We start from the raw sequence: 13,848 nt of genomic DNA on the forward strand, positions 1-13,848 counted from the left end.
CTGAAACTAAAAGGTTTCAGGCGCTCGGAATTTTTGAGACGCTAGGCTCAAAAATTAGTCATGGAACTTTGTAAAAGTTCGCTGACGTCCGCCAACACCTAAGGAAAGTCTCACAGACAATTTTATTTTAAAAATAAAACAAGTATTATCAATAATAAGAAAGGAAGTACACCATGTCTTTTGACGGCTTTTTTCTTCATCATATGACAGCTGAGCTACGTGAGCAGGTGCTTTACGGGCGTATCCAGAAAGTTAATCAGCCTTTTGAACGTGAGTTGGTCCTGACCATTCGTAACAATCGTCAGAATTACAAGCTTCTGCTTTCGGCTCACCCTGTCTTTGGGCGTATTCAGACGACCAAGGCTGACTTGCCAAATCCACAGAATCCAAATACCTATACCATGATTATGAGGAAATACCTTCAGGGAGCGGTTATCGAGGATATCCAGCAGGTAGAAAATGATCGTGTTCTGGAGATTTCCGTATCAAACAAAAACGAAATCGGTGACAGCGTCAAGGTTACTCTAGTCATGGAAATTATGGGGAAACACTCCAATATTATCCTGATTGACAAAAACGAGAGCAAAATTATCGAGTCAATTAAGCACGTTGGTTTCTCACAAAATAGTTACCGTACTATTCTGCCAGGATCAACCTACATCGCACCGCCTAAGACAGACGCCAAGAATCCATTTGACATTGCAGACGAAAAGCTCTTTGAAATCCTACAAACCGAGGATTTGTCAGCTAGAAACCTTCAAAAACTTTTCCAAGGTTTGGGGCGTGACACGGCCAATGAATTATCAGCTTTACTTGAGACTGATAAGCTCAAGAATTTCCGTGCCTTCTTCAATCGTGAAGTAGAGCCAAACTTAACGACAAAAGCATTTTCAGCTGTAAGATTCTCTGATAGTCAGGACCAACCTGAGTTTGAAACCTTGTCTGCCCTTTTGGACTACTACTATTTGGACAAGGCGGCGCGTGACCGTGTGGCTCAACAGGCTAGTGATTTAATCCATCGTGTGCAAAATGAGCTGGAAAAAAACAAGAAGAAACTTGTTAAACAGGAAAAAGAGCTTGCGGCGACTGAAAATGCTGAGGAGTTCCGTCAAAAAGGGGAACTGTTGACCACCTACCTCAGCATGGTGCCAAATGACAAGGATAGTGTCGAGCTAGACAACTACTACACTGGTGAAAAGATTACCATTCCTCTAAATGTGGCTCTGACTCCTAACCAAAATGCGCAACGTTACTTCAAGAAATACCAGAAGCTCAAGGAGGCTGTTAAGCACTTGACTGGTTTGATTGAGGAAACCAAACAGACCATTGATTATTTAGAAAGTGTTGAATTCAGTCTTTCTCAAGCCAATATGGATGAAATCGAGGATATTCGTGAGGAGCTTGTTCAGGCTGGGTTTATGAAGCGTCGTTCAACTGACAAACGCCACAAACGTAAGAAACCTGAACAGTATCTAGCTTCTGATGGCAAGACCATTATCATGGTTGGTCGTAACAACCTGCAAAATGAGGAGTTGACCTTCAAGATGGCTAAAAAAGGTGAGCTCTGGTTCCACGCCAAGGATATCCCAGGTAGTCACGTAGTTATCAAGGACAACCTTAACCCAACTGACGAGGTCAAGACCGATGCGGCTGAATTGGCAGCCTACTATTCTAAGGCTCGTCTATCAAACTTGGTTCAAGTGGATATGATTGATGTTAAGAAACTCAACAAACCAACGGCTGGTAAGCCTGGATTTGTAACTTATACGGGACAAAAGACCTTACGTGTCACACCGACTGAAGAAAAAATCGATAGCATGCGGATGAAGTAAACTACTTTATAAAATCAAACTCTCTTGTTGCTGATACAAGAGAGTTTTTTCGATGTCGTCATTAGAGCAATTTCTTTTAGTGATGAATGAGATTTTCCTCAAGTTTTCATTACATTTTTCCGATGACTGTGCTAAACTATAAGGGTAATTACCTATATTAAAGGAGACTTTCAATGAAGGCTCTTATGTCATATACGAGTTCTGTTTTAGAATGGTTAGGGCGCTACGTGGGGCTCTTAGTCTTCGGCATATTATTTATGACTGCTTTACTCATTCGCACGACCATGATGACGGGATACTTTGAGTGGGCAGAGATTAGTAGCGTCCCTTGGTATGTTTATGTTTCAGGTGGTGTCATTCTGCTTTTGACACTTCTCTGGCGCAAAATCTTAAAGGAACTTACAACAAAGCAGATTTTCATCTTTTTTTCCGTTTGCTTTATGATTTTTGGCCTACTTTTGATTTTTCTGACGAGTTTTGCTGGTCGAGACGATGCAGGTACTGTCTTTAAAGGGGCGGTCCAGTTTAATGCTGGCAACTTCTCCTTAATTAAACCAGGAGCCTACTTTTACCGCTATCCTCATCAGTTGGGATTGCTTAGTTTTGAACGCCTGGTTCTCTATCTGATTCCTTTGCCGGTCATCTCGGTTTTCTATGTATTGAATCTTGGCATGGTCATTGGTATGAACTATGCGACATGGAAAATCACGGATGAACTGTTTACGAAACCGTTAGTCAGTCGTTTGGCTGTCATCATGAGCTTCGGTTTCTTACCTCTAGTTTTTAACATTATGTTTGCCTATGGACTTATGTATGGTTTGTTCTTTTCTAGTTTTGCCATTCTCTTCTTTCTACGTTACTTAAAACGTGGTAAGGCTAGGAATGCGATTCTTTCGGTGGTCATGCTATCATTGGCTTACTGGGTAAGGAGCAATAATATTATTCTCATTATTGCATTATCTGGTATTTTGATACTAACGACTCTCAGAGAGAAACGTTACCGCTATTTACTTTTGGTTTTGGCTTTCTTTGCCTTTCCGATGGGCTTGCATAAGGCGACAACCAGTTACTATGAGATTACCACTCATCAAAAAATTTCTGGAACACCTCAGATTGCTTGGTTGGCAATGGGCTTACAGGACAAACCCGATTCTAAACGAATGCCAGGATGGTATACCGGCTATGTCCGTGACATTTATGCTAAGAAAAAGGGCAATATCGAAAAGATTGAAAAAAGCGCCAATCATCTTTTTGATAGACGTGTTCAATATCTTCTAGCACATCCCGATGAGGCCAGTTGGTTTTTTAGCACTAAGTTTATCAGTTCCTGGACAGAGGGAAGCTTCCAGTCCATCTGGAACGGTCCAAGTAAAGACAAGTTTCAGCCTTTGTGGAATAGGTTTGCGACCTCTATCTATCACGATGGGACCCTGCATCTCTTTTTTGTGACCTATATGCAAGGCTATCTCCTAGTCTTATATCTTGGTGGTGCGTTCTACTATGCTTTCACTTATAAACGAATGGGAGATGGAGCAACACTGGGCCTCTATGCCTTCCTCTATCTTTTCGGTGGCATCCTCTTTCACCTCATATCAGAGACTAAGAGCCAGTACACCCTACCTTATATTTACTTACAAATTCCAATGATCGCGGCGGGTTACAATCATATGACACAAATACTTAGACGCTACCTAAAAAATATCCAAAAGTCATCCTAGGATGGCTTTTTAACATTGTTTCACAATTACAATCTTGCTATAATAAGTCTATGAAAAATGCGTCAGTTGATCTTTTACGAGGCCCAATTCTGAGGTCTCTTTTAATCTTTGCTCTACCAATTCTGATATCCAATATTTTCCAGCAACTCTACAATACTGCCGATGTCATGATTGTGGGTCGTTTTCTAGGTCCAGATGCCTTGGCTGCTGTAGGAGCTTCTTCTGCTATTTTTGATTTGGTTATCGGCTTTGCTCTTGGCGTTGGAAATGGTATGGGCGTTGTTATCGCACGTTACTATGGTGCCAAAGACTTTAGGAAACTTCGTCAGTCTGTGGCGGCCACTGCTGTCATCGGTCTAGGCTTGAGTGCCTTGGTTATGATTCTAGGACATTTCGGCCTCTATCCTTTGCTAAGATTTTTAGGAACGCCTACTTCTATCATCGGACAATCTTACCAGTATATTTCTATGATTGTGTCTTGTGTTGGAATAACTTTGGGTTATAATCTGTGTGCAGGACTCCTCAGAGCGGTTGGGGATAGTCTTACCGCCCTCTATTTTCTGATTTTTTCAGCTCTAGTCAATATTGTTTTAGACCTTTTCTTTATTACACAACTTCATCTTGGTGTTCAATCAGCAGGCTTAGCGACAATTATCTCACAGGGACTTTCAGCTATCCTCTGTCTTTACTATATTAAGATAAAAGTGACCTTCCTTCTACCAAGCAAGTCAGACTTTGTTCTTGATTCAAGTCTTTATTTGGACCTTTTTGGACAAGGAATGGCCATGGGACTTATGAATTCCATTGTTTCTATTGGTACAGTGACTTTGCAGTATGCCATTAACGGTTTTGGCCCTCTTATCATCAGTGCTCAGGTTGCAGCAAGGCGTATCATGTCTTTCGCTGTTCTCCCTTTGACCTCACTTGCTACTGGGGTGACCACCTTCACCTCACAAAACTTCGGGGCCAAACAGTTTAAACGCATAGTGGCTGGTTTAAAACAATCTTGTCTTGTTTCTATCACTTGGTCTGTCATTGCTTGTGTCCTTCTCTATATAGCAAGTCCCTTTTTGGCTGGTTTTATCTCTGGTTCTGATAATGCTGTGATTATTGACAACGCCAGTCGCTACCTCCGTATCAGTTCTCTTTTTTATCCTATTCTAGGTATGCTCTTTATTTTCAGAAATAGTCTCCAAGGCCTAGGTAAGAAACTCACACCCTTAACCTCTAGTTTCATTGAGCTTTTTGGAAAAATTCTCTTTGTTCTTTTGGTTATTCCTTCTATGGGCTACCTTGGTGTTATCCTATGCGAACCCTTGATTTGGATTCCCATGACCATTCAGCTCTATTTTGCCTTGAGGAAACATATTCGACGCTTGTTTATCAGTTAGACTACTTTTGAACATAGAAAAAACGACCATCACGGTCGTTTTTAGTTTAATTTAATCCCCATTCATCAGAGATCTGTTTCATTATGGCCTCTTGGGAGACAATCCCAAAGCCTAGCATGTAGGTTGAGTAATCAGCATAAATTACCTTGTTATTTTGAACTGCCTTTAAGCTACTCCAGACAGGGTTATTTTTAAGTTTGTTATCTAGGAGTTCTTGAGAATCTGCTTGAACAATCAGGAGGTCCGGATTAATGTCTTTTAGTTTATCTGGATCGATAACTTGGAACATATCATTTGGATTGAAGGTTTCAGCACGATTGAAATGATAAGTATCATACAGATAACCAAAATGCCCGTAAGCGTAATAACGGATGTCATTGTCTGTCACGCGCAGATACATGAGTTTTTGATTGCCAAACTTAGCTTTGACATTCTCTGCGAAAACAGCCTCCCTAGCATCCACTCTATCCAGGTCCTTCTTCATCTCATCACGTTTGTCGAAGATTTCTGCTACCTTTAATGAGGTTTCGTGATAGTCCCAATTTTCATCTGTATTAATTTGGTAACCAACAGTCGGTGCAATCTCAGACAGCTCGTCGTAGAGGTCTTCCTGCTCGCTAGTCATAAGGATTAAATCAGGTTTTAACTCAGCAATCTTATCCAAATCTGGACTTCCCTGCCAACCAACTGAAACCACCTTGGCATCCTTGTATTGTTTCTTAAAGAGGGTTGAAAATTCATGACTATCAGCTTGGCCAGTTGTTGCACCTACAGGAGTGATATGGAGAGGATCCAAGATTTCACCATAGAGGTTGTCGAGGATAACGATACGTTTAGGAACTTTTTTCAACTCTGTCGTACCAAAATCATGAACAATCGTCTTCTTCTTAAAAGTTTGACTTGTATTATTTGACTCTGCATTATGTCCAGACGTCATGTCTGGCAAGTAATATAGTAAAAGACCAGATATGATGGCCAGAATAGCTAATAAATAAAGAAGATTTATTTTTTTCATGGCAACTCCTCGATAAGATCGGATTAAATCGTTACTTTAAAGTTATCTTAAAATTTCTTTAATGTCAATCTATGACTAAGATTTTTTGGAAGGAATTGAATGTTTTTGATTTCTAAGAGGTATTATAGAAATAAACTATAACCTTTGAGTAAAAAAACAGCAATTTCTTTTTCAGAGGACATCTTGTACGCCGTTGAAATGTCAGATTATATCATCCTCTTTGATTTTTAAATATTTAAGTAAGAGATCTCTTTTTTGAAGCCTTCTTCTTTATAGGTTACGCCTGATTTTATCAATTGTTTTGGGGTTCTGTGAATAGCAAATGATGCTCTGCAGACTGAAATGGATTTTACTAGATTAGCGATACGAATTTAAACATCCCTAACTAGTATTTTTTCGGTGAGATAGGTATTAAAATACACTGAAAACTCATTTAAAAATAACTTAAAAAGCCTTAAATAATATTGACAACCTTTTCACTCGGCCTAGGCATGGCAGTCAAACCAAAACGTAACTAACTCTTCGTTTACGTTAAAAACTTAATTATTGCACCCCGTGATTTACACTCCAAAAGCTCAATTTTGGGGTGTTTTTGGCTGTATATTTGAGACGTATATTATAAAAATATTACTATTCATGCTTTTCCATATGGCCAGTTCTATCTATCTTCACTATGATATAATAGTTAGTAACATTGGAGGGAAATTATGTTAAATCAGCTTTCATTTAAGGGACAATGGCGACAGTACCAACGGCGTGTTCTCGATAAAGCCGAAAGTTTTATGGATGATGGAAAGATTCACTTGGTGGCTGCTCCTGGTTCTGGTAAAACAACCTTAGGAATTGAATTTATACAGCGTTTTGGTAATCCAACTTTAATTTTAGTTCCGACAGTTACCATCCGTCAACAATGGGTAGATCGGATTAAACAAGCTTTTTTAAGTGATGACAATCTTGTAGAACAACTCATTTCACAGGATTTAAAAAGGCCTAAAATGATTACGGTTGCGACCTATCAGGCACTGCACAGTGCTATGAACCAAGTCGTGGGCGATAGTCTTATTGAGGACACAGATGATGAGTCACAACAAGAGCATTTCGATTTTCAAGGTTTCGATATTCGAAAAACTTTTGGGGACCAAGATTTAGGGACTCTTTGTCTGGATGAATGCCATCATTTAAGAAATGAATGGTGGAAGAGTTTAGAGAGTTTTCATAAAGCTTTTCCAAATATAAAGATGATCTCTTTGACAGCAACACCCCCATACGAGGGAGAACCTGCACTTTGGGAACGTTATATAAGCATGTGTGGTGAGATTGATGAAGAAATTACAGTGCCTGAACTGGTTAAGGAAGGGACGCTCTGTCCTCATCAGGACTATGTCTACTTCGCCTTTCCAACAAAGGAAGAACGTGCACAATTAGACCGGTTTGATAAGCAGAAACTTAACTTTCTAACTAAATTATCTAAAGATATAAACTTTTCGAACACTATTCAGTCTAGTCCAGCACTAAGTGGCCAAATTGGCTATGATGACCTATTGGCTAATCCTAAATACCTTTCCGCTACCCTGATTTTCTTACGGTCTAAAGAATTGCCTTTTCCTCAACGTTTTCAAGAACTTCTCTCTGCAAAAACCTTGCCAACTTTTACGCTTGAGTGGTTTGAAACCTTGCTTAATGGCGTGATTTTCCAGGTCCCAAATTGGTATGGATTTACCGAGGAAGCCTTTAATCAGCTAAAGAGTGATTTGAAAGCAAATGGTCTTATCGAGAGAAATCAAGTTAAACTTATCCGGAATAAGAAGCAAGATGTCCTGCTTAATCAATCATTGGGAAAACTCAATGCTGTTAGAGATATTTTTAAGGCAGAATACCAGTCTCTAGGAGATAATCTCCGTCAACTTGTTTTGACAGACTTTATACGTAAGGATTTTCAAATTCATCTAGGCGATAACAGTGCACAATTTACACAACTAGGTGTGCTCTCTTACTTTGAATCTATTCGTAGAGAAATAATTGAACAGTCCTGGACCGTGCCTGTGGCTGTATTGACAGGAAGTTTAGTGGTTATTCCAACTTCAGCTAAAGAACATCTAGAGCGACTCATTCCTAATTCTCGTTTATCCTATGATGTTATTGGACAGTTGAGTCAAGAAGACTATCTTAAGGTGAGTGTTTCTGGTTCTCACCATGATTTAGTGACTGCCCTTACCCAACTTTTCCAAGAAGGACATATTCAGGTGATTATTGGGACCAAGTCTTTATTGGGCGAAGGTTGGGATGCCCCTTGTGTTAACTCCCTTATTTTAGCTAGTTTTGTTGGAAGCTTCATGCTAAGTAATCAGATGCGAGGCCGTGCCATCCGTGTCTGGCCAGACAATCCTAATAAAACGAGTAATATCTGGCATTTGGTTTCTATTAATTTATCACCTAGGAGATGGTTTGATTTTCAAGATGAGGAAGAAAAATACGATGAGACATTAGAGCTGCAGTTGTATGCACTTAGTCCTGACTTAGATTTGTTAGATCGGCGTATGACACAGTTTCTGGGCCTCCATTATCAAGAGCCTACTATCGAATCTGGTATTGATCGCCTTGACCTCAATCAAATAACTTTTAGCCGAAAGGGTTTAGAAAAACTTAATCAAAATGCCATTACACTATCTCAAAAACGTCAGGAGCTTAAAGACCGTTGGCAACAAGCCCTCCCGCTATACGAAGAAATGGAAGTGGTCAACCAAGTTGAGGTCGACAAACAATTTCTACCGTTGGTATACCTTAATGATTGGATGAAGGCCTTTCTTATTTCCCAAGCCCTTGCTGCCACTTTTTTTATTATTGATTTGGGAAGATATCTGATTGTTGGGAAGCCGTTTGATCAAAGCCTACCTATATTCTTACTTGTGCTACTTGTACTGGCTATCTTTTGGGGAAGATATTTTATCTATAAGAGCCCCTATAAACGTTTGGAAATTTTTGGCAAAGCTATCCATCAAGCTCTGCTGGATTCAGGTCAGATTGAGACTAAAGAATCTGCTCCTAGAGTGGTAAAAGACAGTAAACAAGCGATTTATAACGCCATCTATCTCAAGGGTGCTAGCATGAGGGAAAAAGAAATCTTTGCTCAGACTATGACTGAATTTTTCGCTCCTATCGAAAATCAACGCTATATCTTAAAGGCTTGTCACAAAGTGAAGGACCAAACTGAATTTTTTGCCGTTCCAAGTATGTTTGAAAAGCGAAAGGCAGATGCAGAGTCTTTCCTCCGACATATACAAAAAAGTCTAGGAAAATATGATCTTATTTATACGCGAAGTATTCAAGGACGTCCTATTCTCCTAGAAGCCCGCATCAAGGCACTTGGAAATAAGCAAGAACGAACAGTTACACATAAAAAAGTCATGTCAACTTTAGAATGATAAATAGCCCTAACCACTTTAACCGTTTTTATCATGATATAATAAACCAAAGCGAATATATTGGAGAATTCTATGACACTCACACATATTTTTTTCGACCTAGATGGTACCCTCGTTGATAGTTCTGAGGGTATTCACAATGGTTTTGTTCAAACTTTTGAAAGACTAGGCCTTCCTGTTCCTAGTGATCAGAAAATTCGTACCTTTATGGGACCACCTCTCGAGGTAACCTTTAAAGAAGAGGTTAGTGAAGAAGGTGCTGCCAAAGCTGTCAAGATTTATCGTGACTATTATGAGACCAAAGGACACTTGGAAGCTCACCTCTATGATGGCATTAAGGAAGTTCTTGAACAACTTAGTAAAGACCCTAACAAGAAAATCTTTATCACAACTTCAAAAAATGAACCTATTGCCCTAGAAATGTGTCAACACCTTGGGATTACTGAATATTTTGATGGTATTTATGGATCTACCCCTGCTGCTTTTCATAAGGCTGATGTCTTGCAGCGTGCCATTACTGAAAATCAAGCGCCCAAAGACCAGTCCGTCATTGTTGGTGATACCAAGTTTGATTTGATTGGTGGAAAAACAGTTGGCATCAAAACAATAGCGGTGACCTGGGGATTCGGGGCTAACGAAACCCTATTAGCAGAAAATCCAGATTTTGTAACTGAGACTCCCCAAGAACTTTGGGATATTTTGAAATAAAGCTTAGAAAACGAAAAGAGCAAGATTCTTTAATCATGCTCTTTTTTCTATTGAATCTAGATTACATCTGAACAATGATATCCAGACAAAGCTCCAAAGCCTTATCAAAAGCCTCTGAGCCCCAATCTCTTTGATCGTAATTGTCAATATCTGCAAGGGAATCTGCTGTAAAGAGTAGTAATCCCCAAATAGCTCCTCGAAGTTGAGCAACTGCTGCAAGTGCAGAACATTCCATCTCTACAACACTACAGCCCTCTTCAATGCGACAGGAAACCTTATCTGGTGTTTCTCTATAAAAACCATCTGTCGACCAGGTCATAACCTCTTCATAGGGGATTTTCTTTTGTTTTAAAGTTTTCTCAATAGCTTCCAGAGCTTGTTTATTCATGTCTATATAGCGGGATGGAGCTACATAGTGGTAACTCGCTCCTTCATCCCTCAACGCTCTAGTAGGAATCAAAAAAACATTTTCCTTCATGTTTACCAAAACGCCACAAGTCCCAGTTGAAATGATTTGTTTTACGCCATAACCAATTAACCAATCGAGAAATTGTGCAGCTGCAGCTGATCCAACTGGAGCTTGAGCCAAGCAAATCTCCTCCCCATTGTAAGTCATAACAAATATAGGATAAGTTTTGGTCGCAGAGACATACTCCCCAACTTTATCAGCCTCAACAGCGTTCGCATAGCGTTCGATTTCTTCTTCTAAAAAGGCGTAAATACACCTAGCCGGCAAGTCCAAATCTAAGTCCTCATGTGTCGGCATAATCACAGCCTGAGGACTATCATCAAACTCTAAAATTGGGATTTCATGTTTGTGTATCATCTGTTGCCTCCTAAGTTTTAAAAATTATTATATCAAAAATTCAAACTGATTATATGATTTCATAGGAACTACTTCCCAAGAATCACAAAGAAAAACCAATTAAACAATGTACATAACTGAAAAGAAAGGACATAAATCAGCTTTAGTCAGAAACATGTCCTTTTTGTGTTCTATTCAAGAAAGATTATTTCAGTCATCTTTTATTGTCCCACGAAAACTTCTGATGTTAAGAATCTATTCACGATACTCTGATGACTGTAGAAGAAGACAAAAAAATGGTACAGAATATTAAATGAATTCTGTACCATTTTTTTATTGAGTCTAATCAATTTTCGCAACATTGAGAAGCAGAGAGCTAGTCAAAACAGACAAAGAACTAAGGGCCATGGCAAGACCTGCTAGTTCTGGATTGAGGGTCAATCCCAGTCCTACAAAGACTCCAGCAGCAATTGGAAGCCCAAGGATATTGTAGATAGAGGCCCAGAAGAGATTGAGTAAGATCCTGCGGAAGGTCTTTTGACTCATGTCAAAGGCGCGCACAACGCCAAGCAAATCATTTTGCGTGAGCACGATGCCACCGGACTCGATCGCAATATCCGTTCCAGATCCCATAGCGATCCCCACATCCGCGATCGAGAGAGCTGGAGCATCATTGATCCCATCTCCAACAAACGCGACCTTGCTAGCTTCTTGCAGTTTTTGAATGGCGTTAGCTTTTTCTTGAGGAAGGACATCAGCAATGACGGTGTCAATTCCCACTTGCTTAGCAATAGCTTGGGCCACCCGTTCATTATCCCCCGTTAACATGACCGTTTTCAAGCCCCGTTCTTTGAGCTTTTTGATCGCTTCTTTTGAGCTGGCCTTCGGAGCATCTTAAATGGCAATCAAGCCAATCACTTGCCCATCCACAGACAAACTGATCACTGTTTTGGCCTGCTCTTGCAACTCTACCATCCGTTTTTCAAGCTCCGGATCCATCGCTGTCCCGTCATGAAGTTTACCATTTCCCAAGGTCACCAACTGCTGGTCGATCTGACCTTGGACCCCTTTTCCTTCAATCGCTTGGAAGTTTTCCACAGGGGATAACACCAAACCTTTTTCTTCTGCTTGGGATAACACCGCTTGGGCTAGTGGATGTTCTGAAAAAGTTTCAAGACTAGCAGCCAGTGTCAAGACACGCGCTTCATCTCCTACAACATCGGTTACAAGTGGTTGACCAATAGTAATAGTCCCTGTCTTATCAAACACAACGGTTTGAATCTTTTGCACTTCTTGAAGAACTGTTCCATTTTTAATCAGAACCCCCATCTTGGCACTACGGCCGGTTCCGACCATCAGGGCTGTTGGGGTTGCTAAACCAAGGGCACAAGGACAGGCAATAATGAGGACAGAGACTGCATAGAGCATGGCCTCTTGAAGCGACGCGCCCAGAAGCACGGACCAAACCCAGAAAGTCGCAATGGCCAAAATCGTCACCACTGGAACAAAGATACCTGAAATCTTATCCGTCAAATCTTGAATGGGAGCACGACTGGATTGGGCCATTTTGACAAAGTCCACAATTTGGGATAAGAGGGTCTCACTACCGACTTTTTCAGCCTTAAAGAGAATGGTCCCATTGCTGTTGATAGTGGAGCCGATAACTGCATCACCAACTGATTTTTCCACAGGCAAGCTTTCACCTGTCACCATCGACTCATCAATGGTCGTACTTCCTTCTACAATCGTCCCATCAACCGCAATCTTTTCCCCAGGACGGACCCGAATCAAGTCATCAATTTGGATATCTTCTGCCGCCACCTCGACATAGTTCCCATCACGGAGAACTTGAGCCGTTTTTGCCTGCAAATCCAACAACTTTTCCACAGCCTCGGAGGCATTGTTACGCATCCGTTCTTCAAAGATTTGCCCTAAGAGGATAAAGAAGATGATAAAACCCGCAGCCTCAAAGTATACTGGCTGACCAGTAAAAAGGGCAAATACACTATAGACATAGGCTACCAGGGTTCCAAGAGCTACCAAGGTATCCATATTGGAATGGTGCTTCTTAAATGAGGCCCAGGCACTCTTGATAAAAGGTACTCCTGCTACCAACATGATCGGCGTTGTCGCTAGAAAAGTCCCCCAGCGACTGACTGAATGGGATACAAATCCTGCCCACATCCCAATCATCAAGATCAATAAAGGAAGGGTAAAGATACTAGTAATCCAAAAGCGACCCCGTAAACTTAAGACACGACGGCGTTTTTCCACAACCGTGTAGGAACCCTTTTGCATCTTCATTCCACATGAAAACTCAAAGTCCCCTGTTTCTGTCGGGGTAAAGGATATCACCTTATCCACACCGACTTCCAAAGGCTCTAAAATCCCCTGATCTTCAAACAAAATTTCCTTGTAACAGCCGGAAGGATTGACCCGATGGAAGGTGATTTCAGCAGGGATCCCTTTTTGAAGTTGAAATTCTTTGGGACTATAGCCCTTTTCTGCTGTAATACGGATCTTTTGCACTCCGTTTTCCACAACTGCTTTTTGTTTTTCTACCATACCTAACTCCTTTATTCCACAATCATTTGACCATGCATCATGTTCATTCCACATGAATACCCATATTCGCCCGCTTTTTCTGGCGTAATTTCAATGACATGTTTTTCACCTAAAGGCAAATCTTCATGAACGCCAAAATCTGGAAAGATCACTTGAGCCAGACATGAAGATGGATCCTTGCGATTAAAGATGATCCGGGCTGGAACATTCTTTTTCAGGACAATGGTTTCAGGCGAATAGCCCCCCATGACTTCGACTTCAATTTCTTGATAACCTGATTTCTGACGAGCGTGGCCGCTTACCTTTTCATGCTCTGCAAAGAACCACCAAGCAATAAAAGCAACCAAAAGTAAACAAACAATACTAATCAACAATCCAAACATGGAATTTCC

At 40.6% G+C, this 13,848-nt stretch carries 8 protein-coding genes and 1 pseudogene; 5 read left to right on the forward strand and 4 right to left on the reverse strand.

What is annotated here, in order from left to right; translation table 11 throughout:
- Positions 1-173: 173 nt before the first annotated feature.
- The 3 genes from NYE32_RS05250 to NYE32_RS05260 all read left to right on the forward strand — a co-directional run bounded on the left by NYE32_RS05250 (position 174) and on the right by NYE32_RS05260 (position 4,941).
- Positions 174-1,832 carry an NFACT RNA binding domain-containing protein gene (locus tag NYE32_RS05250; RefSeq protein ID WP_110981418.1) on the forward strand — a complete coding sequence of 553 codons (1,659 nt, stop codon included), beginning with the start codon at positions 174-176 and terminating at the stop codon, positions 1,830-1,832.
- A gap of 173 nt (positions 1,833-2,005) precedes the next feature.
- Positions 2,006-3,550: a hypothetical protein gene (locus tag NYE32_RS05255; RefSeq protein WP_073689319.1), complete on the forward strand. Its 1,545-nt coding sequence runs from the start codon at positions 2,006-2,008 to the stop codon at positions 3,548-3,550.
- Between the two features lie 50 nt (positions 3,551-3,600).
- Entirely contained in the window at positions 3,601-4,941 is a 1,341-nt protein-coding gene (locus tag NYE32_RS05260; RefSeq protein WP_073689320.1) for an MATE family efflux transporter, read from the forward strand.
- Positions 4,942-4,987: 46 nt separating this feature from the next.
- On the opposite strand, the gene NYE32_RS05265 is transcribed toward NYE32_RS05260, so the two are convergent.
- Positions 4,988-5,956: an iron-siderophore ABC transporter substrate-binding protein gene (locus tag NYE32_RS05265; protein ID WP_156685070.1), complete on the reverse strand. Its 969-nt coding sequence runs from the start codon at positions 5,954-5,956 to the stop codon at positions 4,988-4,990.
- A gap of 707 nt (positions 5,957-6,663) precedes the next feature.
- On the opposite strand from NYE32_RS05265, the gene NYE32_RS05270 reads away from it, so the two are divergent.
- Together NYE32_RS05270 and NYE32_RS05275 are read left to right on the forward strand one after the other, a co-directional pair.
- Positions 6,664-9,378 (forward strand): DEAD/DEAH box helicase family protein, encoded by a 2,715-nt coding sequence (locus NYE32_RS05270; RefSeq protein WP_156685071.1) that lies wholly within the window; start codon positions 6,664-6,666, stop codon positions 9,376-9,378.
- A gap of 72 nt (positions 9,379-9,450) precedes the next feature.
- A complete protein-coding gene (locus NYE32_RS05275; RefSeq protein ID WP_156685072.1) occupies positions 9,451-10,086 on the forward strand; it encodes an HAD hydrolase-like protein in 636 nt (211 codons plus the stop codon).
- A gap of 61 nt (positions 10,087-10,147) precedes the next feature.
- Here NYE32_RS05275 and NYE32_RS05280 read toward each other — a convergent pair whose 3' ends face one another.
- The 3 genes and pseudogenes from NYE32_RS05280 to NYE32_RS05290 all read right to left on the reverse strand — a co-directional run bounded on the left by NYE32_RS05280 (position 10,148) and on the right by NYE32_RS05290 (position 13,839).
- Positions 10,148-10,912 (reverse strand): nucleoside phosphorylase, encoded by a 765-nt coding sequence (locus tag NYE32_RS05280; protein ID WP_156685073.1) that lies wholly within the window; start codon positions 10,910-10,912, stop codon positions 10,148-10,150.
- Positions 10,913-11,233: 321 nt separating this feature from the next.
- Positions 11,234-13,456, reverse strand: a pseudogene (locus NYE32_RS05285) (heavy metal translocating P-type ATPase).
- Between the two features lie 11 nt (positions 13,457-13,467).
- Positions 13,468-13,839, reverse strand: a complete 372-nt coding sequence (locus NYE32_RS05290) for a cupredoxin domain-containing protein (RefSeq protein ID WP_024056338.1) — start codon at positions 13,837-13,839, stop codon at positions 13,468-13,470.
- Positions 13,840-13,848: the final 9 nt, after the last annotated feature.

This window comes from Streptococcus sp. FSL R7-0248 (assembly GCF_037967965.1).
In the GTDB taxonomy this organism is placed as follows: Bacteria; Bacillota; Bacilli; order Lactobacillales; family Streptococcaceae; genus Streptococcus.

What these genes read in the sequence shown, in the direction of transcription:
- NYE32_RS05275 (WP_156685072.1), top strand. Translation starts at nt 9,451, where the DNA reads ATGACACTCACACATATTTTTTTCGACCTAGATGGTACCCTCGTTGAT.
- NYE32_RS05255 (WP_073689319.1), top strand. Translation starts at nt 2,006, where the DNA reads ATGAAGGCTCTTATGTCATATACGAGTTCTGTTTTAGAATGGTTAGGG.
- NYE32_RS05280 (WP_156685073.1), bottom strand. Translation starts at nt 10,912, where the DNA reads ATGATACACAAACATGAAATCCCAATTTTAGAGTTTGATGATAGTCCT.
- NYE32_RS05260 (WP_073689320.1), top strand. Translation starts at nt 3,601, where the DNA reads ATGAAAAATGCGTCAGTTGATCTTTTACGAGGCCCAATTCTGAGGTCT.
- NYE32_RS05290 (WP_024056338.1), bottom strand. Translation starts at nt 13,839, where the DNA reads ATGTTTGGATTGTTGATTAGTATTGTTTGTTTACTTTTGGTTGCTTTT.
- NYE32_RS05270 (WP_156685071.1), top strand. Translation starts at nt 6,664, where the DNA reads ATGTTAAATCAGCTTTCATTTAAGGGACAATGGCGACAGTACCAACGG.
- NYE32_RS05250 (WP_110981418.1), top strand. Translation starts at nt 174, where the DNA reads ATGTCTTTTGACGGCTTTTTTCTTCATCATATGACAGCTGAGCTACGT.
- NYE32_RS05265 (WP_156685070.1), bottom strand. Translation starts at nt 5,956, where the DNA reads ATGAAAAAAATAAATCTTCTTTATTTATTAGCTATTCTGGCCATCATA.